The sequence below is a fragment of the Paraburkholderia solisilvae genome (assembly GCF_902859875.1).
Lineage (GTDB): Bacteria > Pseudomonadota > Gammaproteobacteria > Burkholderiales > Burkholderiaceae > Paraburkholderia > Paraburkholderia solisilvae.
Genome location: NZ_CADIKF010000009.1, coordinates 12,933 through 36,843 on the forward strand (window position 1 = coordinate 12,933; position 23,911 = coordinate 36,843).

General features: G+C 61.3%; 16 protein-coding genes. 1 reads left to right on the forward strand and 15 read right to left on the reverse strand.

All coding sequences use genetic code 11. The features are described 5' to 3' along the window. The first annotated feature begins 38 nt into the window (after positions 1–38). Positions 39–1,496 carry an HDOD domain-containing protein gene (locus HV675_RS07700; protein ID WP_175110293.1) on the forward strand — a complete coding sequence of 486 codons (1,458 nt, stop codon included), beginning with the start codon at positions 39–41 and terminating at the stop codon, positions 1,494–1,496. Positions 1,497–1,544: 48 nt separating this feature from the next. Here the strand turns inward: HV675_RS07700 and HV675_RS07705 are convergent, their stop codons facing one another. The 15 genes from HV675_RS07705 to HV675_RS07775 form a co-directional block, all read right to left on the reverse strand. Further along, positions 1,545–2,987 carry a TolC family protein gene (locus HV675_RS07705; RefSeq protein ID WP_281364011.1) on the reverse strand — a complete coding sequence of 481 codons (1,443 nt, stop codon included), beginning with the start codon at positions 2,985–2,987 and terminating at the stop codon, positions 1,545–1,547. Continuing rightward, the gene (locus HV675_RS07710) at positions 2,959–4,494 is read right to left on the reverse strand and encodes an HlyD family type I secretion periplasmic adaptor subunit (RefSeq protein WP_246270142.1); all 1,536 of its coding nucleotides are present in this window, start codon (positions 4,492–4,494) and stop codon (positions 2,959–2,961) included. Before HV675_RS07710 ends, HV675_RS07705 begins: the two co-directional genes overlap by 29 nt. Continuing rightward, a complete protein-coding gene (locus HV675_RS07715) occupies positions 4,412–6,604 on the reverse strand; it encodes a type I secretion system permease/ATPase (RefSeq protein ID WP_175110296.1) in 2,193 nt (730 codons plus the stop codon). Before HV675_RS07715 ends, HV675_RS07710 begins: the two co-directional genes overlap by 83 nt. Before the next feature lie 66 nt (positions 6,605–6,670). Next, positions 6,671–10,489, reverse strand: a complete 3,819-nt coding sequence (locus tag HV675_RS07720; RefSeq protein ID WP_175110297.1) for a calcium-binding protein — start codon at positions 10,487–10,489, stop codon at positions 6,671–6,673. A gap of 1,188 nt (positions 10,490–11,677) precedes the next feature. Further along, positions 11,678–11,866, reverse strand: coding sequence for a hypothetical protein (locus HV675_RS07725; protein ID WP_175110298.1), 189 nt, complete (start codon positions 11,864–11,866; stop codon positions 11,678–11,680). A 106-nt stretch (positions 11,867–11,972) separates the two neighbouring features. Then, the gene (locus HV675_RS07730) at positions 11,973–12,533 is read right to left on the reverse strand and encodes a hypothetical protein (protein ID WP_175110299.1); all 561 of its coding nucleotides are present in this window, start codon (positions 12,531–12,533) and stop codon (positions 11,973–11,975) included. A 333-nt stretch (positions 12,534–12,866) separates the two neighbouring features. After that, positions 12,867–13,628 carry a hypothetical protein gene (locus HV675_RS07735; protein WP_175110300.1) on the reverse strand — a complete coding sequence of 254 codons (762 nt, stop codon included), beginning with the start codon at positions 13,626–13,628 and terminating at the stop codon, positions 12,867–12,869. A 339-nt stretch (positions 13,629–13,967) separates the two neighbouring features. Beyond that, positions 13,968–14,315, reverse strand: a complete 348-nt coding sequence (locus tag HV675_RS07740; RefSeq protein ID WP_175110301.1) for a hypothetical protein — start codon at positions 14,313–14,315, stop codon at positions 13,968–13,970. A gap of 342 nt (positions 14,316–14,657) precedes the next feature. Then, positions 14,658–16,100 carry an EAL and HDOD domain-containing protein gene (locus HV675_RS07745; protein WP_175110302.1) on the reverse strand — a complete coding sequence of 481 codons (1,443 nt, stop codon included), beginning with the start codon at positions 16,098–16,100 and terminating at the stop codon, positions 14,658–14,660. A gap of 189 nt (positions 16,101–16,289) precedes the next feature. Further along, positions 16,290–17,357 carry a succinylglutamate desuccinylase gene (gene astE / locus HV675_RS07750; RefSeq protein ID WP_175110398.1) on the reverse strand — a complete coding sequence of 356 codons (1,068 nt, stop codon included), beginning with the start codon at positions 17,355–17,357 and terminating at the stop codon, positions 16,290–16,292. A 29-nt stretch (positions 17,358–17,386) separates the two neighbouring features. Further along, positions 17,387–18,727, reverse strand: a complete 1,341-nt coding sequence (astB, locus tag HV675_RS07755; RefSeq protein ID WP_175110303.1) for an N-succinylarginine dihydrolase — start codon at positions 18,725–18,727, stop codon at positions 17,387–17,389. 10 nt (positions 18,728–18,737) lie between these two features. Beyond that, the gene (gene astD / locus HV675_RS07760) at positions 18,738–20,201 is read right to left on the reverse strand and encodes a succinylglutamate-semialdehyde dehydrogenase (protein ID WP_175110304.1); all 1,464 of its coding nucleotides are present in this window, start codon (positions 20,199–20,201) and stop codon (positions 18,738–18,740) included. A gap of 2 nt (positions 20,202–20,203) precedes the next feature. Next, complete coding sequence (astA, locus tag HV675_RS07765; protein ID WP_175110305.1) at positions 20,204–21,256, reverse strand: arginine N-succinyltransferase; 1,053 nt, start codon at positions 21,254–21,256, stop codon at positions 20,204–20,206. Further along, entirely contained in the window at positions 21,253–22,431 is a 1,179-nt protein-coding gene (gene aruF / locus HV675_RS07770) for an arginine/ornithine succinyltransferase subunit alpha (RefSeq protein ID WP_175110306.1), read from the reverse strand. The genes astA and aruF overlap by 4 nt, the downstream gene beginning before the upstream one ends. A gap of 62 nt (positions 22,432–22,493) precedes the next feature. Beyond that, on the reverse strand, positions 22,494–23,729 hold the full coding sequence (locus HV675_RS07775; protein ID WP_175110307.1) for an aspartate aminotransferase family protein: 1,236 nt from the start codon (positions 23,727–23,729) through the stop codon (positions 22,494–22,496). Positions 23,730–23,911: the final 182 nt, after the last annotated feature.

The window sequence follows — 23,911 nt, forward strand, 5'->3', positions numbered from 1 at the left end:
CTACTCACTGGAACACGTATGGTTTTTGCGGGATTCACATGTTGAAGGCGGCGCTGCTCGACAGGCTCTGGGGCAAGATGAGCGAACGCGGCGATTTTCCGATGCTGTCGCAATCGCTGCGCACCACAATGGCCGCCGTGAAGAACGACGAGCTCGACTTCACGTCGCTCGTGCAGGTCGTGCTGTCCGATTTCGCGTTGACGCACAAGGTGCTGCGCCTCGCGAACTCGGCGATGTACATGGCGTTCGGCGGCAACATCACGACCGTGTCGCGCGCGTTGATGGTGCTCGGCATGGACGCGGTGGGCCACCTCGTGGTCGGCCTGCAGATCGTCGATCACTTCCATCACAGCGCGCCGCGCCGCATCGATGCGAAGCTGGAACTGAACCGCACGATGCTCTCGGGCTGCGTCGCGCGCAAGCTGACCGAACGCGGCGACCTGCGCGCCGGCGAGGAAGCGGTGGTCTGCACGCTGATGCGCCAGGTCGGCAAGCTGCTCGTCGTGTTCTATCTGGACGCGGAGTGGGATCAGATCCGCCGCCAGATCGACGCGGGCGTCGACGAGAAGGATGCGTGCGCAAGCGTGCTCGGCGTCAACTACGAAGAGATCGGCATCGAGGCCGCGGTGCGCTGGCGGCTGCCGGAAATCATCCGTATCGGCATGACCGCCTACGATCCGGCCCGCGACGACGAGCCGCGTCAGGCGCAGTGGATGCGCGCGGTGACGAACTTCTCGGCCGACGTCGCGAACCTGCTGACCGCGCCCGATCTGCCGGTTGCGGTACGCGACGCGCGCATCGCCGAGCTCGCGCAGCGCTACAGCCGGCCGCTGAACACCGACGCGGACGTGCTGATCGAAATGAGCATCGCGCTCGCGCGCGAGGAAGCCGGCGACGGCGTGATGCGCGAGATCAACGACTTGCGGGCGAGCGCGGACGCGATCGCCCGCGAACAGCTGGAGCCGGAAGACCGCATTCGCGCGGGCGTCGAAGACCTGCGCGCGCTGCCCACCGACAGCGCGCTCGCGCCCGCGTTGACGCTGGCGTCGGAAACCGTGCTGGCGGGTCTCGGCTTCGACCGGACCGTGGTGTTCGTGCGGCAGAACAGCAGCACGTTCAAGGCGCGCATGGGCTTCGGCCCGAAGGTCGACGCGGTGATGCCGCAGCTGTCGTTTGCCAGTGCATTCCAGCCGGACGTGTTCCATCTGGCGATCGCGAACTCGGTGGGCATCTTCATCGAGAACGCGCGCGATGCGAAGATGCTCGCGCGGCTGCCCGACTGGTACAAGCGCTCGTTCGGCGACGCGCAATCGTTCGTGCTGCTGCCGGTGATGCTCGAGAATCAGTCGACGGTCGCGCTGTTGTACGGCGACTGGACGCATACCGAAGAGCCGCGCCGTATCACGCAGCAGGAGATGGCGGCCTTGAACGAACTATCGCGGGAGTTGCGGCGTTTTTTCGCGCACGCGCCGGTGGGTGAGCTGGAGATGCTTTGAGCAACACCGGCGCGCGGCAACACACCATGCGCAGCGCGCAACCTCGCCTTACTCCAGCAGGAACCCTTCCGAATCCGGCCTGCCGACGCTCGCAGCGAGGCTCAGGCGGGCGACGAACCACTCAGCCGTCGCGATGATCCGTTGCCGTCTGGCATCGCTTAGCGCGTCCTGCGCGCGCAGCAGTTCGACGATGCTCGCGACGCCTGACCGATAGCGCGCCCGCGCGGCATCGAAGGCAAGCGCCGCGTCTTCCTGCAAGGCCTGTGCTTCGCGCAGCGCGCCCTGCGCGGCGCCGACCCGCTGGTAGCTTTTCCACACCTCGAGGGCGACCTGCCGTTCCGTTTCCTGCACGGCTGCACGCTGAACTTCGGCTTGCGCGCGCGCTTCGCCGATTCGATAAACCGATGCAAAGCCTTCGAACAACGGAATCGTCACGCGCACGCCGGCATAGCTGCTGTGCGATCGCGACGGGAGACCGCCGGCATCGCCCCCGCCGACCGCCGCCCGCCGACTCGCTGAAAGCCCGGCTTGCAAGGCGACGCTGGGCAACGCCTGGGCCCGCATGCTGTCGATCGCTGCCGCCGTTGCATCCTGTTCGGCTCGCGCGGCCAGCACGCGCGGATGAGCTTGCAGCGCATCGTCGATCATTGTGCGGACCGCGCCGCGTTGCGGCGTGTTGCCATACGTTGACGAGGGTGTGTCGGCAAGCGTCAACGGCTCGTCGGGCAGCAGGCCGATATCGCTTGCGAGCGTCCCGATCGCTTCGTCATAAGCCGCCTGCGCGTTGAGCGACGCCAGCGCAGCCTGACCGCGCGCGGTACGAGCCTGCAATTCGTCCGCCTTCGACGCTGCGCCCGCATGCAGTCGCGCGCTCGCTGCTTCGAGGCTTTGCGATGCGTTGGACAACGTTTCGCGCGCCGCATCCGCGCTTGCGCGAGCGGTCAATGCGGCGAAGTAGTCGCGCGCAGTCGAGTAAAGCACATCGATAACTGCCGCATTGAACGTTTGATGCGCGCTCGCCAGCAGCTCGCGGGTTCTCGTGACCTCGGCGGAACGTGCGCCGAAGTCGAACAGGACCCACTCGAAGGTCAGCTCCGCCGCGCGAACAGTTCCAGCGTAGGCGTCGTTCGGCCGGTAAGCGGACGAAGACGAAGCGTCGGACCGATTCGCGGACCCGCTCAGCACAGCGGAAATGGTCGGCAGCCGCGACGCTTGCGCTTGCCCGGCACGCGCGGCCCGTACCTGCACCTCCGCCCATGCCCGGCTGGTCAACGGATGGCTGCACAACGCCCGGTCAAGGGCTTCATTGAGCCGAAGCGGTGCGGCCGGCGCCAGCGATACGCAGGGTATGTCAACGCTGGCGATGGCTTGCGCGCTTGCCGGTATCGTATGCAGCAACACTGCGGCAAGCACTACGCTCAACGCATACCGCAGGGCGCTGGAGGCTGCGACGCAGCTGTCTTCAACGTTCAACGAGGCTTTCACGGACATGAGTGAGCAGCGGGTCCAGAAAATACTCGATGACCCGTCGCCGGCCGGTCGCGATCTCGACGCTTGCCGCCATGCCGGGGCTCAACGCCATCTGTCCGCCCTCGACCGTGATGGTCGGGCGCCGGAGCTTGAGCCGCACCGCGTAGATCAGGCCGCGCTTTTCATCTTCGATCGCGTCGTGCGACACGTTGACCACGTCGGCAGCCAACGTGCCATAACGCGTGTACGGAAACGCTTCGATTTTGACCGCAGCGGACTGCCCGGTATTGACGAAACCCACGTCCTTGTTTTCGATAAACGCTTCGATCTCCAGCGGGTGATCGGCCGGCACGATGACCATCAGCGGCTGGGCGGCGGTCACGACCCCACCGATCGTATGAACCGCCAGTTGCTGAACCACCCCATCGACCGGCGCCTGCAAGGTCATCGTCCGGTGATGCACATCGGCCTTGACGAATTCCTGGCGCCATTCGGCCGCTTTCTGTGTGGCGTTGCTCAATCGGTCCAGCGTCTCGCGCCGCGTGGACATCACGAATTCCTCGCGCTGGCGCCGCACGCTGACGATGGACGCCCGTATTTCGGCAACACGGCTGCGGTGGGCGGCAAGCTCGCCTTCCATCTCAATGCGCGACTGCTGCTTGTCGAGAAACTCGTGCCGCGACACATACTGTTTCGCCGCGAGCTCGCGCAGATCGGACTCGCGCGCGCGGGCGATTTCGAGGGTGGCCTGCAGGCGCCGGATCACCGCGCCGGCCGTATCGAGTTCGGCGGCATTCCTGGCGATGTCCGCGTCAAGCCGCGCAAGCTTCGCGCGATATTCGGCGATTTCGCCATCGAGGAACGTCTGTTCGCGCGCGATTCGTGACGCAGCCGGTCTCAGGTCGTCTGTCGGCGGGTCCGCGTCGTCTGGTGCTTCGAGCGGCTGCGGTCTGCCCGTATCGAGGATGGCGAGGAACGCTCTGGCACGCGCGGCAGACAACGTGCTGTCGACACAGTCATCGCGCAGTCGCGCACGGTCTGCCGCCGACATGGCGGAGTCGAGTTCAAGCAGTGTGTCCCCGGACTTCACGAACGAACCGTCGGCAACGCGAATCGCCGCGACACGCGCTGTCTCGAGCGGTTGGACGAGTTTCGTGCGGCCGTCGGGAATGACCTTGCCGTGCGCCGTCGCAACGATATCGATCTTGCCCAGCACGGCCCACAGCAATGCGACGCTCAACAACGCGAGCAATGCTGCAGCCGTCACGCGCGGCAGCGGCGACACCGGCATGCGCTGTAACGCAAGCGCCGCGGGTAAAAACTCGGACTCCTCGCGCGACCAGCGTGTCGCCCGGTTGTCGCGCTCGTGCCACGCGGTTCGCAACACAGCAAGATAACGCCGGCCAAATTCGCCTGCCGCAGCAAGCCACAACGATACGCGCATCTCAGTGCCCGGCCTGAAGCCGATAAAGCTTCGCGTACGCGCCGTTTGCAGCAAGCAGCGCATCGTGCGGACCTTGTTCGACAATCTCGCCCCGCTCGATGACGACGATGCGATCCGCCAGGCGCACCGCCGAAAGCCGGTGCGCGATCACGAGCACGGTCCGGCCGCTGCACATGACGCGCATGTTGTCGTGCACGGCACGCTCGGACTCATAGTCGAGCGCGCTGGTCGCCTCGTCGAAAACAAGAATGCGCGGGTTATGGATCAACGCCCGAGCGATTGCGATTCGCTGCCGCTGTCCGCCGGATAGCGTCGCACCGTGTTCGCCGACGGGTGTGTCGTACCCTTGCGGCAGCTCGACGATGAAATCATGTGCGCCGGCGAGCCGCGCCGCACGGATGATGGCGTCAAGCGGCGCGCCCGGGTCGGCCAGCGCGATGTTATCCCGCACGCTGCGATTGAACAGCACGCTTTCCTGCAGCACCACGCCAATCTGCCGGCGCAGGGAGGCAGCATCGACCAGCGCGAGATCGTGACCGTCGATCGCGACGCGCCCGCGCTGCGGCACATAAAGACGCTGCACGAGACGCGTCAGCGTGCTTTTGCCGGAGCCCGATTGACCGACGATGCCGACCACCTCGCCCGGTTGGATCGACAGGCTTACGCCGCGCAGGACTTCCGGCCCGTCGGAGCGGTAGCGAAATACCACGTTCTGCAGTTCGATTTTCCCCGCGATGGGCGGCAGCGCGCTTTTCGCGCCGGCCGCCTCAGTGCGAGTATTGAGGATATCGCCTAGGCGAGCGACCGAAATGCCGGTTTGCTGAAAATCTGTCCACAGCTGCGCGATCCGCATGATCGGCCCCGCCACCTGACCGGACAGCATATTGAACGCGATCAATTCGCCCACGGTCAGCTTGCCGTCGATGACGAGTCTTGCGCCGAGCCAGATCAGCGTGACCGTCACGAGCTTGCTGATCAGCGCGACGCCACCGTTGGCCCAGATACCGACCGTCGACGCACGAAATGCCGCGCCGATATATGCGGCAAGTTGATTACCCCATTGCCGGGTCCATTGCGGCTCGACCGCCATCGACTTGACCGTGTCGATGCCGCTGATGGTTTCGACAAGAAACGCCTGATTCTCGGCGCTACGCGCGAATTTCTCGTTGAGCATGCGTCGCAACGCCGGCGTACATGCGACGGACAAAAGCACATAGCAAGGCAACGAAGCGACGACGACCAGTGTGAGCCAACCGCTGTAGTACACCATCACGGCGATAAACACGCCCGAGAACACCACGTCCATTAGCAGCGTAATCGCGTTGCCGGTCAGAAAAGAACGGATATTTTCCAGTTCACGCACGCGGGCAACGGAATCGCCGACGCGACGTGCATGGAAATAGGCAGTCGGCAGCTTCAACAAATGCTGGAACAGACGTGCGCCGAGTTCGACATCGATGCGGCACGTCGTGTGGGTGAAGACGTAGCTTCTCAATGCGTTGAGCAGCACATCGAAAAGCACAACGACGATCAGGCCGATTGCGATCACATCGAGCGTTGCGAGGCCGTGATGAACCAGCACCTTGTCCATCACCACCTGGAAGAATAGCGGCGTGATCAGCGCGAGGATCTGGATAAATAGAGAAGCAACCAGGACTTCGCACAGCAATCGGCGATATTTGACGAGTACCGGAATGAACCAGGTGAAGTCGAACTTTGCCAGTTCGCCCAGCATCGATGCGCGCGAAGCGATGAGGATCAGGTCGCCATGCCAGCGCGCGCGCAGGTCGGCGAGTTTTGTGGTCGATGGTCCGCTCGCTTGCGGGTCTTGCCATAGCACGCTGTTTTCGTGGAAGCGGGCGATGACGAAGAATTGGCCATCCACGTCGATCGCAATCGCGGGTAATGCGAGGCGGTCGAGACGGTTCCAGTTTGCTTTGACAGGCCGTGCGTGCAGGTCGAGCCATTTTGCGGCGAGAAGTACTGCGGTGCGGTCCCAGCGGATGCCCGGTTGCCCGAATTCGTGGGCGAGCTGGTGAGGGTCTGCCGCGATGCCGTGGTAACGCGCGATCATCAGCAGACAGCTCAGGCCGGAATCGGCGGTTTGGTCGGCGTGCAGGTTGTGTGATCGATTGCTCGAGAGACGTTCCGCGGGTGCGTGGGACGCTCGACTTGTGGATGTTTCGGATTGCATGGAGACGACAGGCGGCGCCGTAGCGCGTTTTACGGCGCTACGGATCAGATCCCTATACAGGTTTTGTTAGCAGTAGTTGACCGCGACGGGAGCGGTTAGCGATGAAGCAGCGTCGGGTCGCTGCCACGGCGCATCAGAAATCGCAGCAGGTGCGAATCCGGCCATTGCGTCGATCAGCAAATCCACGCGGCTGGCGATTTCGCGCTCTGACGGATATTCGGTGTCCGGTAGGGCAGTCGGTATCGCGCGCAACGATAGCAGTTTCGGTTGGGCGGCGGCTGACAGCGCGTTGATTGTGGTTTTGTCCCAGACTGTGCCATCGGCAAAGCGGAACTGCTCGACGCCGTAGACGAAGGATGCGCCCGATTGCGTGAGCTGATTTCTGATGCGCAGCACGTTCGATGAGCCCACGACTGTTACCAGCAGGTCATCGCTCGTGCCGTCGCGTTTTACTGTCACGTCCTGCGGGCGGATGTCGGCGTCGAACTGCACGACGTCAGTGTCCTTGCCGTTTGCGTCGTATTCTTCGTAGATCGTGTCGTTACCCGAGTTACGCCCGAACACGTATGTATCGCTGCCGCGCCCGCCGTATAGCGTGTCGTTGCCCGCGCCGCCGTCCATCAGGTCGTCGCCGCTGAAGCCCACCAGCACGTCGTTGCCCGGCGTGCTGCGCAGGGTCATCAGCGCCACCGCCTGCTTGTCCCACACTGTGCCGTCCGCAAAACGGAACTGCTCGACGCCGTAGACGAAGGATGCGCCCGACTGCGTGAGTTGATTTCTGATGCGCAGCACGTTCGATGAGCCCACGACTGTTACCAGCAGGTCATCGCTCGTGCCGTCGCGTTTTACTGTCACGTCCTGCGGGCGGATGTCGGCGTCGAACTGCACGACGTCAGTGTCCTTGCCGTTTGCGTCGTATTCTTCGTAGATCGTGTCGTTACCCGAGTTACGCCCGAACACGTATGTATCGCTGCCGCGCCCGCCGTATAGCGTGTCGTTGCCCGCGCCGCCGTCCATCAGGTCGTCGCCGCTGAAGCCCACCAGCACGTCGTTGCCCGGCGTGCTGCGCAGGGTCATCAGCGCCACCGCCTGCTTGTCCCACACTGTGCCGTCCGCAAAACGGAACTGCTCGACGCCGTAGACGAATGATGCGCCCGACTGCGTGAGTTGATTTCTGATGCGCAGCACGTTCGACGAGCCCACAACCGTTACCAGCAGGTCGTCGCTCGTGCCGTCGCGCCGCACTGTCACGTCCTGCGGGCGGATGTCGGCGTCGAACTGCACGACATCGGTGTCCTTGCCGTTCGCGTCGTATTCTTCGTAGATTGTGTCGTTACCCGAGTTACGGCCAAACACGTATGTATCGCTGCCGCGGCCACCGTATAGCGTATCGTTGCCCGCGCCGCCGTCCATCAGGTCGTCGCCGCTGAAGCCCACCAGCACGTCGTTGCCCGGCGTGCTGCGCAGGGTCATTAGCGCCACCGCCTGCTTGTCCCACACCGTACCGTCTGCGAAGCGGAACTGCTCGACGCCATAAACGAAGGATGCGCCCGACTGCGTGAGCTGATTTCTGATACGCAGCACGTTTGATGAACCCGCGACTGTTACCAGCAGGTCATCGCTCGTGCCGTCGCGCCGCACTGTCACGTCTTGTGGATGGATATTGGCATCGAACCGCACGGCGTCGGTATCGCTGCCGTACGCGTCGTATTCTTCGTAGATCGTGTCGTTACCCGAGTTACGGCCAAACACGTATGTATCGCTGCCGCGCCCGCCAACCAGCGTGTCGTTGCCTGCGCCACCATCCAGCAGATCGTCACCCTCACCGCCTTCGAGCCGATCGTTTCCGATACTGCCCAGCAAGAAATCGCGCCCTGCGCTGCCCGCCAGTGTGCCGCTGCCGAAAATCACGCCGCTCGCGGCCAGTCCTCGCAGCACGTCCTGCGACTGATGTCCTTCGACGTAGTCGTGCAATTGCGCGCGCACATCGAAGCCGGCATGCCACCACGCCTCGCCGAATGTTCGCGTGAATTCCGCGAGCAAGACTGCCACCTCCTGCGCCCCGACACGAGCCTCCGCGGACATCACCCCGGCCAGCAGGCCATCGAATTTCTCGCATGGATAGCCGTTTGCGTCGATGGTATAGGTGATCGCGTCGAGATAAGGCTTCCAGCGCGATTGCATGGCGATCGCGACATAAACCGAATCGGTCAACGTCGACCACGCGTCCTTCACATAGTCGCCACGCGTACCGCTTAGCGCGACAAGCCCATCACTGCGGGCTCCGAGCATGGTCCCCGACATCTTTTCGAGCACGCTTAGCCTGTCGAGCCACGGCGGATCCGTAGCGAGGCCCGTTGCCGTTCTTTTACCGGATGCCATCAGCGTTTGCGTCGTCGCCATGTTCGAGGTCGCCGCCCAGGCCCGCAATAGCGGTTCGATCAGCGCGTGCTGTGCTTCGGCTGTTCTGGCCGACATCAGTTGACCCAATACGTCGCGCAATGCCGCGCCTGCGGCCGTGTTGAGGCTCGCCGCCTGCCAGAGGTCCCTGACGTTTCCCGCACCTTGCACGAAGGCCATCGACGTCACGTCTTCGCGAAGCGGAACGACGTCGTCGAACCGCTGATGCAACGTGTCCTGGCCGAACCATACTTCCTGCATCGTGCGCTCGACCTGCACGCCGTCCACGATCTGGATGAAACTGCCCGTGGCACGAACCACGTTTCCGTCGTCCAGCGTGCGGATCGTGCCGTCGCGGCTCAACCGGATCGCGACGATGCCCAATGCGTCCAGTGAAACCAGTTCGCCCTGTTCCGAGCGTCCATCGACGTTCGCGTCACGCCAAACTTTCAGCGATGACCATATTGCGTCTTTCGAATCGATTACGCCGTCCTTGTTGACGTCGAATTCCTTCAGTGCGTCGAAGCCGTTTGGCGCCAGCGCGCCGTTTGCGAGCGGCGTGAAATTGCTGAACAGCTCGGCGCCTGAATCGATATGCCCGTTGCCGTTGCGGTCGAGGACGAGGAAGCCGTCGTCTGCGCTGATCCAGCCGGTGTGGATACGGCTGCCCTGGCCGTCGAAATCGAAATAGGCGGTGGAAGCGGATGCACCGATGGTGTGGATGCCGTCGCCGTTAAGATCCAGGACCAGTGGGTCGACAAGGTTTAACGCCAGACCAAATTGTTTGAAGAACGCGTCGATGTCGGGGAGGGGGTTTTGGCCCAGGAGGAGGTTGCCGATTGCGAGACCGGTTAATTCGCCTGCTTTTCCACCCAAAACGCTAACAACGCCGGATACTGCCAACACCAAAGGAATGGCGGCAGAAACCCCCACAACCGGGATTAAGGCACCGGCCATGATTGACGCCGCCGCCGCCGCTGGCGAACCCGCTCCAAGGGTTCCCACAATCGAACCCAATGTTCCAGCGACCGGTGCCCAGTTGCCCGTTCGCTGAGCTTCAGAGATTGAAGTTGCCAGTGTTAGCCCATCAACTATGGCGGACGCACCTGCAACACCGCGCATAAAGCGTTCGTTCGCCGCCGCCTCTGCGATTGCCTTACCGTAGTTGGCGTAGGCGGACGCGCCGCCGACACGCAACTCTTCGATTCTGGCCGACATTGCACGGGCGGTTTCATTCAGGAATGCACGCTCCTCAGTCGAACCCCCGCCATCCGCCAGATTCGCCAACGTGCGGGACAGCGAAGCCGCCTGATCAGCCATGCTTCGACCCAACGATTCATACTGCGCTGCGGATGCATTATTCGTCTTGACCATCCAGGTCGACGCTCCTGACATTCCCCCGGTGACAAAAGTCCATAAATCAGTAGCGTTGCCGTCTATCAACTGCACAATATTTTCGATTTGCTCTTTTGTGACTGTTACCATGAGAATTTATTAACTCTTAAAGATCAACATGAAAGCAATATCGTAACGAAAAATCAGTTATTAAAATATAGCATTGACATTCAAATCGACACCCGATCGCATGATTCCGAAATTGATCACTTCAACATATCAAGGCACTTAATCAGTACCGCCTCGCCGCCTAACCCGCTTCCGAATTTCTATCGAAACAATTAAAAATAACCACCACCACACTCCAAGGTGGCCCACGAACATCATTGGCGCTGATATGAAAACTGCCGTACGATTCGAGGACATCACACCCATTATCCCAAGCGTGGGCGGAGCCACCGAAATTGTCCATGTAGACACAAGTACCAGAAGCGCTACAGTTGTGGCCATAATGTACTTTTTCCGGTCTGACGGAACCATCGACTCCAATCGCATAGGCTGGGGAAATTCACAAACACACAAACAGATTGCAACAAGAAAACCAAGGACGATCGCGCCCCCGTAACCTATAGGCAGATAACAAGCCCCGGGTTCATGATTTAACGCCCTGATAATCGGAATGTAATTTCCCACCTTACACATAGCCGCTAGAAATCCGGTTTTTTCATCTTTTTCTCCGGGAGCCACGATAACCGCGAATGACAAGCCAACGCAACACGCAGAATATATACGCCTGATCGTTTTTATCGAAAAAGCTGGCCAAATCAGGTACGAAACGCTCTCGCTCATCGATTTTCCATCGAGCTGCAACCGTTAAACCAATCAAATGCAGGGGCTTCCTGGATCAGATATTGTCGCGAATCACGGCCTCTAAAAATAAACCCCGCATCGAGCTCGCAATGAAAATATACCACCCAGCATTTTTACAGAGTGAATTGCGTTTCCGAAATTGGACGCAGAAATTTCCGGTTACGCGTTTAAATGGTGAATACACATCACCGAACGCTGGTTTTGCTCGGAACAACGCATGGCATCCGGGCGCAGCGCATGACCGTCCGCCGACCGGAAAGAGACGAGAAAAAGGGATAACGAGCGACCAGAACAGCCGCTCAAAGAACTAGTGTTCTGCCCCAGAAATAACTTTGCATAAACGTGCGATTTTTTCGAGGATGGAATCGGCAGTAGCTGTCCACATGAACGGACGTTTAGAAATGCAAAACGGCGAGGAGATGACATTGATTCCGCCTGAATTAAGGTCGTCCGGCATCAAATCGACATTCACCTCGCCGGCGCGGCGGCACATTGAAAAAGCGCGCCGCGCATCTGCGAGGTGTATTTCAACAGCCTGCTAATCATCCACGTCGACGTGCCTGAAATCCCTCCGACGACAAATGTCCATAAATCGGCAGCGTGGCTGTCTACCGACTGCACGAAATTCTCGATCTGCTCTTTTGTGACGGTTACCATGGGAATTTTTTAACTTTATAGCCACTGAAAGATAGCTGTAACGAAAAAATGAAAATAAATTATCAAAATGTGATAACAATACTTGGGCGCGATTAACCAGGGAAAATTATATGTTGTCGCCCATCCTTCGAATCCGCTTTCGAATCTCTATCGAAGAAACCAAAAACAACCACCACCACACTCCAACGTGAGCCACAAACATCATTGGCGCCGATATGAAAACCGCTACGCGATTTAATGACATCAACCCCATTATTCCAAGCGTGGGCGGAGCTACCGCGATAGTCCAGGTAGATACAAGCACCACTAGCATCACGACTGTCGCCATGACATACTTTTTGCGGTCTGCCGGAATCATTGATTCCAAGCGCATCGGCCGAGGAAACTCGCAGATACACATACAAACGGCGACAAGAAAACCAAGGACGATTGCGCCACCGTACCCTATCGGTAAATAGCAGGCGCCAGGCTCGCGATTCAATGCCCTGACAATCGGAATATAATTTCCCGCATTACACAACGTTCCTAAAAATTCGGTTTTCTCATCGTTTGCTCCCGGAGCCACGATTACTGCGAGCGACAAACCGAGACAACATACAACAAATATGCACCTGATCGTTCGCATCGAGAAAATTGGCAAAATCAAGTATGAAACTCTTTCGCTCATCGGCTTTCCATCGAACTACAACCGTTAAGTTGAAGAAATGTGGAAATCATCCATATCAGTATATCCCTGTGAATCACAACACCTCGTACCAAGTTAGCGTTGAAATATACCACTCACCTTTTTTACAAAGCGACTTGAATTTCCGAAATTGAACGCAGAAATTTCCGATTACACACTCGAACGGCGAATACATATCGCCGAATGCTGGTTTCGCTCAGAACCACGCATGGCACCCCGGCGCAAAGTATGACCGTCCGCCGACCGAAAAGAGAAGATAAAAAGAGATCAAGAAAACTGATAAATGGCCGCCGATTTACTTGTGTCAACCAAAAACTACTGCTTTACTCTAAAAGAAAGCACGATACGCGTTACTTCATCCTGGATAATTTTCCAATTTTCAAGATCATTTTTCGCATAGTGAACGCTTGCGATAACACCAAGCTCCGGGATAATAAATTCCTGCTCACAGAACTTCATTCCACCGGCGCCGGCACCACAACTTATGTAAGTTCCTGACCGCTCTTTGTCATAGAACACTTCAACGTTGCTTACGCTAATCTTCGAATAATCAGGTCCTACTTTCTTTTCTTTAACCAAACCGTAAACCAATTCAAACTGCCGTTCAAAATACCAGTCATGCTTGGGACGCCAGGATATTTCGGCGTCCATCCGATTGGCGATAAATCTTTTGAACCACGCCGGAACGTCAGATCCGAGTTCCTTGACAGGCTCCACCTGGACATCGATCCATTCATTCTCCCGAGTAAAAGATCCTTTTCGGCCACTCCAACTCCGACGATTTTCTCGATTTACTGGAGAAAAGTCCGGATATTGCAGCAAGATACTGAACGCCCGAATTGGAATATCAGGTCCCGGAATATGTCGTTTAGGCGGTCTCCCCCAAATTTCATCACCCTCATACTCAACAGGAAAAAATTGGTACTCGGACGGAATCACAAACCTTGTTCCATGAATACTTCCAATACCGGACCGTGAAGAATTCGGCTTTTTCCCTTGGGAAAAGACCGACAACATCAGAAATGAAAAAATAAGAAGCGCGAACAGAGAGCTACCTTTCAAATTACGAACACTCATGTTTCCCGCCGCCGTTTCCCACGAAGATCCCCAAGCTTGATCTGCGTTATTTATTGCAAATAAAAAACGCTCCAATATATATAAAATACATGCGACTTTAAAATTTACCCAAAATTTGTCGAATTTTCATAGAAATCACCATAAAAATCCACAACCACAGTGTAAAATGAGTCGCAAAAATAAGCGGTGCAGATATTGCCACGCCGGCTCTACCTGATGACATATACCTCAATGCAACCAACATCGCGGGCGGAGCAGCACGCCACATAACCACGATCGTCGACGGCATTGCAATTAAACTCATCACAAATTTTAATCGCCCACCAGGGATGAGTGAATTCACGGGAACAGGCTTTGGTAACTCACAAATGCGAAAAAGGTAGCGACCAGATATCCGAGGACTTGCGCAATACTATAGATTATCGGCAAATAACAATTTCCCGGTTTATCATTCAATGATTTGACAATAGCAATTTTATTGCCGAAATTACACCACCACCCTAAAATACTTTTCCCCGCATCAATTACCTCTTGAACTACAATCGCAATAAATGAGAATCCAATTAAACAGAGCGAAAATAAAGATTGAGCGAATTGCGCTGCCACAACCGAGGCAATTACATATGAAATTTTCCCATTATTCATAGCTTTTGCCGATGCATTTAAAATATTGTGCACCAATGTCATATGCAAAACATCCGAAGTCAACGGATGAAAATATACCACCCAGAATTTTTGCAGAGTGAATTGCGTTTCCGAAATTGAACGCAGAAATTTCTGGTTATGCGCTTGAACAGTGAATACACGTTACCAAATGCTAGTTTCGCTCGGAACAGCGCAAGGCATCCGGGCGCAGCACATGACTGTCCGCCGACCGGAAACAGACGAGAAAAAGGGATAACGAGCGACCAGAACAGCCGTTCAAAGAACTAGAACTAATACGTCAACCGCCTACCTCAAGCGGCCCGAGCCGAAGCGATAGCAAATAATCAGGGCCGCCATCCCGCCATCCCGCGACCCCGCCAATCCTCAATCCTCGATCCGCTCCAACCCTTCCGCCTCAGCGGTACGATCCGCAATCCCAGCCCAGGCCGCCGCGTTCAACGCGAGTTCAGCGACCTCATCAGTCGTAAGCGGCGCAAGCTTCTGGCACGTCTTGCCGACGTCATCCCACGCCCCCCGCTCGACCGCTTCGATCACGGTCAGCAACATCCCCAGCGTGCCGGCATGATGTTCAATCGCGTCGCGAATCGGCCGCGTCAGCATCAGCACATTAAGCGTCGTAGCAAGCGACCCGCCAAACACCGCGTCAACGAACGAGAACACCCCGGTCAGAAACGCCGCATCGCTTTCATCACGGCCCGCCTCCGGCAGACGCGCAACCGCGAGCTCCATAAAGCGCGCACGGGTCGCCGCCAGTTGCAGCAGCGGGTCATCTTCAAGCGCAACCTTACGACCATCCGCATACAGCAGCAGCTGCGTCCAGCGCGCAATCTTGTCCGTCCCCGTCGCATTGATCGCATCGCGCAGCGTCGTGACCCGCAGGCCCAGCGCCATACCGCTTGCGTTCGCGAGCCGCATCAGATGCATCACCAGCACCGGGTTCAGCTTCAGTTCCGCTTCGAGTTGCGCCACCGTCGGTTCGCCGGCGAGCAGTTGCAGCAGATTCAGCAACGCATGGCGCGGCGCGCTCACGCGGCGCGTCGACACGGCGCCGTGCGGACGCGCGAAAAAGTAGCCCTGGAAGCGATCGAATCCCAGTTTGAACGCGGTGTCGAAATCGTTATGTGTGTCGGCCCCGTGCGCAATCAACAATTTGCCCGCCGACTTCAGCACGCTCGCGAGCTTCGGCAGCAGCGCGGCCGGCGTGCTGCGCAGGTCGATCTTCACCGTCTCCGCATACGGCAGCAAACGCGCGAAGCGGTCGTCGACCTGCGTCACGTGATCGATCACGAAGCGGAAACGCCGGCCATGCAGCGTGACGATGCGCGCGATCAGTTCGTCGTCGACTTCGATTTCGGGCGGCAGTTCGAAGATAAAGCGCTCGGGCGGCAATGCCTTCACCGCTTCATCAAACAGCAACTCGCGTGTCACATCGATGTAGGCCGGATGACCGGTCAGCGCGTGCCGCACTTGCGGTCGCATCAGCGCGCGGATCAGCGCACCGACGCGCGCCTGAGCCGACGTCGCCGAGGTTGCCGCAGGCGCCTCGCCTTCAGCGTCGCCAGCGGATGCGCCAGCATCGGCGTCCGGCGGCGGATCGATCTGCTGGATTTTCAGTTCGAAGCCGCACAGCATGCCGTCCCGATTCAACAGCGGCTGGCGCGCGAAATATACGTCGCGCGGCGCATGCTCGGCAGCGCTTTCCGTCGCGCTATCGGCCGCAGCTCGGGCATCATGGCCCGGGACGCCCTCGGTGGAACCCGAAAGGCCGTCCGGCCTGCCCTCCTGCTGAACTGCGCTGCTGGTCATGCGGCTCCCCTTGTGCAAAGCGCGCGAGGCGCTTTGACCTTCTCGTCGTTATTCGTCGCGGATTCGGAGGACCCGGCACAACACGCATGGTGGTCACGCGCGCGCCGCCGGGCTCGTATGCCGGGCGATTTTAGCGCACGCATGCGACTCGCGAACAGCGAAAATTGTCTGCGCCTCGCGAAACTTCGCCTAACGCATCGACGCCAGCGCGCTTTGTGTCGTTTCGACGACCATCAAGCCAGCGCGCAGGCCCGCTTTTACCGACGGGTTCGGAAAGACGATGCGCTCTTCGGGATGGGTCACCGTATAGCGATAGCCGCCGTCGCGCGCGAGCAGCGTGTCGTGTGCATACGCGGTGAAATTCGGCACGTCCGCTTCGATCAGTAGTTCAAACGCGTCGCTATGCTTTGTGATCTGATCGACCACCGTGAAAATGCGCGGCAGCGGCGCGCCGTTCGCCGGTGCGCCCGCGGCGTGGTTGAACTGGAATTGGCCCGCGATCAGCCTGCGCAGCGCGCTATCGGCGCCCGCGAAGCGGCTCAGATCGTTCTGTCCGAACGGGCGCACCTTGCCGAGTTCGAGCGTGCATGCGTCGGCGCCGCAGGCTTCCGAGGTGAAGTGAGAAAACGTGGTGCCCTGCGTCGTGTGCAGCAGCACCGCCGCGATCTGCGCATCGCCCAACCACTCGACCATCGCGCGCGACAGCGGCTCGCCGGTGTGCGGCAGCACCGCGAAGCGCTCGAACACCGACGCGCGAATCGCCGTATGCATATCCAGATGCCAGCGCGCGCGGCGCGTGGGCGGCGCTGGCGCGAAAAACTGTGTGGCCGCGCGCTCGAGCGCGGCGGCGCGCGGCGCTTCGCGGCTATCCGGCAACTGCGCGTGGCGGCCGCTGAACAGGCGATTCAGATCGTCGTCGATATAGCGGCACGCGCCGCGCATCGCCGCCACGTTGCCCAGCACGACGAGCAGCCGGCAGGCAGGCGATACGCGCGCCGCGCCGATATCGCGCACGAGCAGCGACAGCAGTTCGATCGGCGCGGTTTCGTCGCCATGAATACCGGCGGACACCAGCACGCTCCGTAGCGGCGCGCCATGATTCGCGGCGCTTTCGCGATGCGCGGATGCAAGCGGCTCGAATTGCAGCACGCCTTCGTCGAGCCACGTCCAGCGCACGCCGTTCGTGCACACGCCTTCGCGTTGCGCGGCATCGGGCCGCGAGCCGGTCAACGTAAAGCCAAGAAAGTCGTCGATCATCATGGTCGCGGCCGTCCGCCGTGTCTGTTTCAGCGCTGGAAGTCGTACAGGGATCCGACCCGCAGAATCTGCGTCAGTTCGTCGAGCGCGGTGCGCGATTCGTTCAACAGATGCGAATCGGCCAGGTCGGCCGGCGCGAGCCGGTCGCGATAGTGCCGGTCGATCCATGCATCGAGCAGGCCGAAGAGCGTGTCGTCGATCCACACGCCCGGTGCGACCGCTTCGCGCTCCGCGTCGGTCAGCACGATACGCAGCCGCAGGCACGCGGGGCCGCCGCCGTTCTTCATGCTTTCGCGCAAGTCGAACACCTGCACTTCGTCGATTGGCGAAGGGCCCGATACGAGGTCATCCAGATAGCGCGCGACGCGTTCGTTCTCACGGCACTCCTGCGGCACCACGAGCATCTGCCGGCCGTCCGCGCGCATCAGCAACTGGCTGTTGAACAGATACGACGTGACCGCATCGGCGACGCTCACACGCGCGTCCGGCACTTCGATCACGTCGAGCGGCGCATGGCGCGCGGCGAGCTTCGCGCGCAGTTCGTCATACACCGCGCTTTGCCCGACAAACGCAAGCTGATGGCAAAAGAGCGTGCGTGCATTGCCGACCGCGATCACATCGTTGTGAAACACGCCCGCGTCGATCACCTCCGGGTTCTGCTGCGCATAGACCGTTGTCTCCTCTGCGAGCCCGTGCCGCTGCGCAACCGCGCGGCTCGCCTCGAACGTCTGCCGCGCCGGAAAGCGCTTCGGCTCCGGGCCGCGCCGGTATTCGCTGCGGCCGTACACGAAGAATTCGACGCCGGGCTCGCCGTACGCCGCGCAAAAACGCGTATGGTTCGCAGCGCCCTCGTCGCCGAGCGCCGGCGTGCCGGGTAGCGCTTCGTGCACCGCGAAGCGCGCTTCGTCGGCGAAGATCGCACGCAGCGTGCGGCCCGTCGATTCATGCTCGATCGCGCGATGCAGCTTGCTGCACAGGTTCGCCGGCGTGAAATGCACGCGGCCGTCCGCGGTGTCCGCCGACGGACTCACGGTCGCCGCGTTCGCGGTCCACATCGCCGACGCGGAGCTCGCCGCGGCGAGCAGTTCGGGCGCCTCCCTCGCGACCTTCGCGATCACGTTCGCGTCCGCACCTGAAAAACCGAGTTCGCGCAGCAGACGCATCGACGGCCGTTCCTGCGGCGGCAGCACGCCCTGACGAAAACCGAGATCGGCAAGCTGCTTCATCTTGCGCAGCCCCTGCTTCGCGGCGGCCTTCGGATTGGCGGCGGACTTTTCATTCGACAGCGATGCGACGTTGCCGAACGACAGCCCCGCATAGTTGTGAGTCGGGCCGACGAGCCCGTCGAAATTGGCTTCGGTCGCGTGCATCGTCCGTTCCTCAGAAATGAAGGCCCGGCGACACAGTCGCGGGCATCTGCAGTTGCGCGCTTTCGACCGACGCCATCGGGTACGAGCAATAGTCGGCCGCATAGTACGCGCTCGGCCGCTGGTTGCCGGACCGCCCGACGCCGCCGAACGGCGCAGCCGACGATGCGCCGTTGGTCGGCCGGTTCCAGTTGACGATGCCCGCGCGGATCGTGCGCTGAAAATGCGTCCACTGCGTTTCGTCGTCGGCGAGCAGGCCGGCGCACAGCCCGTACGCGGTATCGTTCGCGCGCTCGATCGCGGCCTCGAATGTGTCGTAGCGAATGATCTGCGCGAGCGGCCCGAAGTGCTCCTGGTCCGGCAGATTCCGCACGCCGGTCACATCGAGCACGGCCGGGCTGACGAAACCCAGTTGCGGGTCGCGCTGCGCCATGCCGAGTAGCGTGCGCGCGCCGTCCGCGACGAGCCGTGCCTGCGCATCGACGAGCCGCGCCGCCGCACGCGCGGTGATCACCGCGCCCATATACGGCTGCGGATCGGCATCGAAAGCGCCGACGCGAATGCGCGACGTCACGTCGATCAGGCGCGCGATAAAGCGCTCGCCGAATTCATCGTTGGGCACGAGAATGCGCCGCGCGCAGGTGCAGCGCTGCCCCGCTGACAGAAACGCCGACTGGACGGTGTGATGGACCGCCGCGTCGAGGTCCGCGACGTGCGCCACGACCAGCGGATTGTTGCCGCCCATTTCGAGCGCGAGCACGATCTCCGGCCGGCCGCCGAACTGCTTGTGCAGCAGCGTGCCCGTATCGGAGCTGCCGGTGAAGAAAAGCCCGTCGATCTGCCGGTGATTCGCGAGCGCGATGCCGGTTTCTTTTTCGCCCTGCACGAGATTGAGCACGCCGGCCGGCAGGCCTGCCTCCTGCCATACGTCGACCGTTGCGCGCGCAACGGCCGGCGCAAGCTCCGACGGCTTGAACACCACGGTATTGCCGGCGATCAGCGCGGGCACGATATGGCCGTTCGGCAAGTGCCCCGGAAAGTTATAAGGACCGAACACCGCGACGACGCCATGCGGACGATGCCGCAGCACCGCGGTGCCGTCGGCGATCGTCGCGCGCTTTTCGCCGGTGCGCTCGTGATACGCCTGAATTGAAATATCGACCTTCGCCGCCATCGCCGCGACTTCCGTGCGCGCCTCCCAGAGCGGCTTGCCGGTCTCGCGCCCGATCGTCGCGGCAAGCGACTCCTTGCGCTCGGTCAGAAGCGTGGCGAAGCGGCGCGCAATCGTGCAGCGTGCTTCGAACGGCATCGCCGACCATCGGGCGAACGCGCGCCGCGCGCTTTTCACCGCGCGCTCGACGTCGTCCGCCGATGCGCTCGTGCCTTCCCACACCACCGCGTTCGTGCCGGGGTCGCGCGAGCTGAATGCGGGGCCGGTGCCGGCGCTCCACGCGCCGTCGATAAATAGTTCGGTCATGTTCATCCCTGTTTGTGTTTCGGTGCATGCGCGGCGGCCAGCACGCGCACCGCGTCGCCGGCCTGCACGCGCAGCGCCGCCGCTTGCTGGGCCGACAGGCGGAACACGCCATGCTCGACCGCGCCCGCAACGAGGCCGACCCGGAAGTCGTCGAGCGATGTGTTCGACACCAGCGCGCGCGGCGCCTGCGATACATCGCCTTGCGCGTGCGCGTCCTCGATTTCCACCGGCACGACCACGCTGTCGCGCAACGTACGCAGATCGGCGATATGGCATTCGAGCACCGGGCCGGCATCGAAGATGTCGACGTGGTTTTCGTAGCGCAGCCCTTCCGCTTCGAGCATCTTGCGCGCGGGCAGCGTGTCGTTATGCGTGCGGCCGACGCATTCCTGCGCCTCTTGCGGCAGCAGGTCCACGTACACCGGAAAGCGCGGCATCAGCTCGGCGAGAAACGATTTGCGGCCGTGCGAGCTCAGATAGTCGGCTGCATTGAAATCGATCTGGTAGAAATGCGAGCCGACCGCGCGCCAGAACGGCGACGTGCCCTCCGCGTCGAAGCGGCCCCGCAGCTCCGCGCAGATCCGCTGCGGAAAACGCTCGCGAAACTGCGCGATAAACATGAAACGCGAGCGCGACAGCAGGCCGCCTACGCCGCTCGTGCGATAGCGCGGGCTCAGAAACAGCGAGCACACTTCCGCGTAACCGGTCAGATCGTGCGAGATATTGAGCGCGCGCATCATCGTCCAGATGCCGAGGTCCTGGCTCGCATGCACGACCGTGCTCACGCGGTAGTTGTAGAACGGCTGGTCGAGGCCGACCGCGGTTTCAATGCCGCATACGCCCGCCACATCGCCGCTTGCGGTGTCTTCCATCACGAAGAGGTAGCCCTGCTCGTGCGGCGCCGCGCGATCTTCGAGCGTGCGGCGCGAGCGTTCGATGCGCGCGGCGAGCGCTTCGCGGTCGGGCTTGAACGTGGTGAGGCCCGGGCCGGTTTCCTGGGCGAGCCCGACGAGCGCGTCCAGATCGCCCGTCTGCACGACGCGCACGACGATCATGATGCGTCCTCCGAAGATGCGTTGCCGTCGTCATGATCCGGCTCGCGATGCAGGATCACGCAGCGAACCGCGTCGCCTGCGCGCACGTCGAGCGCCGCGCGCGCGTCGGCCGGCAGCGGCGCACCCGCGTTGCGGCCGGCCGGCAATTCGGCGAGCACGCAGCGGAATTCGCGCGGCCCGTTGCTTGCGACCAGATACGTCGCGTCGTGTGCCTGATCCGTTCGGCGCGCCGTGCCCGCATCGTCGCCGGGATTGCCGTCCGCCCGACCTCCCGTGCTACCGCCTGAATCGCCGCGTGAATTGCCGGTTCGACCCGCCGCGGCCGCATCATCCGCTTCACGCACGGTACGCGTCTCGTTGCGTTTCACGGATGCGATGCGATCGACTTGCGCGGTCAGCACCGGGCCGGCATCGAAGATATCGATGTAGCGGTCGGTTTCGAAGCCCTCTTCGAGATGAATCTCGTACGCGAGCAGCGCCTTTCTGTCAGGCTCGCCGAGCACACGCTGCGCCGCCTCCGGCAGCAGCGGCACGTAGATCGGATAGCTCGGCATCACTTCCGCGATAAACGTGCTGCTGCGTCCGCCCGATTGCACTTCGATATCGGCGAAATTGCGGCCGAAAAACTTGCGGCCCACCGCTTCCCAGAACGGCGACACGCCCGCGTCGTCGGTCACGCCGAGCAGCAGCGAAAACACTTCCGGTGTAAAGCGCTTGCGGTTCGCGGCGATATACATCATCCGCGCGCGCGACAGCAGATGCGCGGCAGCGTCGCCGCGCAGTTCCGGTTCGATATAGAAGCCCGCGAGGCGGCTCTTGCCGGTCAGCTCGTGCGACATCGTCAGCGCGTGGATCCGGCGGCTCACATGCAGCTCGCGCGACGCGTGGATCAGCGCATCGTTGCGAAACGTGTAGAACGGTTCCGCATAGCCGGCCGCCGCGACAATACTCGCGGTGCCGCGCAGTGTGCCGGTCGCGCTGTCTTCGAGCACGAACAGATAGAACTCCTCGCCCGGAAAATCGGCGTCCGCGCGAAACGAATCCTCCGACAGCGCGACACGCGCCTCGAGCGCGCGCCGGTCATGCGGCAGCGAATGCAGCACCGGCTGCGCGGTGCGCGCCATATGTTCCAGCGCATCGAGGTCGGCAAGGCGACCGGGGCGTACGAAGAGCATCGTCGTTCCAGTAAGGTGGCGAGCGGGTGGCGAGTGGCTGGCAAGCCTGTGGCAAGCGCAGCTTAACGCGCCGGCGCCGCGGCCGTCGCGCCGACCACTTCGTCGATCGCCGCTTCGAGCCGCGCGATCCCGTCATGCAGATCGTCTACCGGAATGATCAGCGACGGCGCGAAACGCAGCACATCCGGTCCCGCCATCAGCATGATCAGTCCATGCTTGCCGGCCGCGGTGACGAATTCCTTCGCGCGGCCCTGGTACGCGCCGTTCAGTTCCGCGCCGATCAGGAGCCCCTTGCCGCGCACCTCGGAGAAGATGCGAAAGCGCTGATTGAGCGTCGCCAGCGCTTCCTGCAGCAGCGCGCTGCGCGAACGCACACCGGAGAGCAGTTGCGGATCGCTCACCAGTTCGACCACCTTCAGCGCGATCGCCGCCGCGAGCGGATTGCCGCCGTACGTCGTGCCGTGCACGCCGACCTTGAAGTGCGCGGCAAGCGCCTCGGTGGTCAGCATCGCGCCGATCGGAAAGCCGTTGCCGAGCGACTTGGCCGTGGTCAGGATATCCGGCGTCACGCCGGTGTCCTGGTACGCGTAGAAAAAGCCGGTGCGGCCCACGCCCGTTTGCACTTCGTCGAAAATCAGCAGCGCGCCGTATGTATCGCATGCTTCGCGCAGCGCGCGCAGAAAGGCAGGGTCGGCCGGAATCACGCCGCCTTCGCCCTGAATCGGCTCGACCACCACCGCGCAGGTCTTCGGTCCGATCGCCTCGCGCGCCGCGTCGATATCGTTGTAAGGCAGATGGATGATGCCGGCCGGCACGGGCCCGAAGCCCTCCGAGTATTTCGGCTGGCCGCCGACGCTGACGGTAAAGAAGGTGCGCCCGTGAAACGACTGCGCAAACGATACGATCTCGAACTTGTCCGCGCCATGCCGTTCGAACGCGACGCGGCGCGCGAGCTTGAACGCCGCTTCGTTTGCCTCCGCGCCGGAGTTCGCGAAGAATGCGCGGTCGGCGAAGGTCAATTCCTCGAGGCGCTTCGCGAGGCGCAGCACGGGCTCGTTTGTGTAGCCGTTGCCGATATGCCAGAGTTTCGCGCCCTGCTCGTCGAGCACCTTCAGCAGTTCCGGGTGCGCATGGCCGAGCGCGGTGACGGCGATGCCGCCCGCGAAATCGACATAGTCGCGCCCCTGCGTATCCCACACGCGCGAGCCGACGCCCCGGTCCGGCACGAACGATGCGGGCGAGAACACCGGCACCATCACTTCGTCGAAGGTCTGACGGGTCACATTCTGGTCGTTCATGACGAATCCTCGCGGCGGGTAACGTCACTAGTGTAGAAAACCGCGCGTGCGCCGTCTTGCGCATATGCGACGTGTTCTGTCGCAGCCGGCATGGTCCGCCGCATGCGCGGCCAGTAGACCGCAGGCTGCGGCCGTCGAACCTGCCGATGCCGTCACGGCGGCGGCGCCGTCAGCGCTTGTCG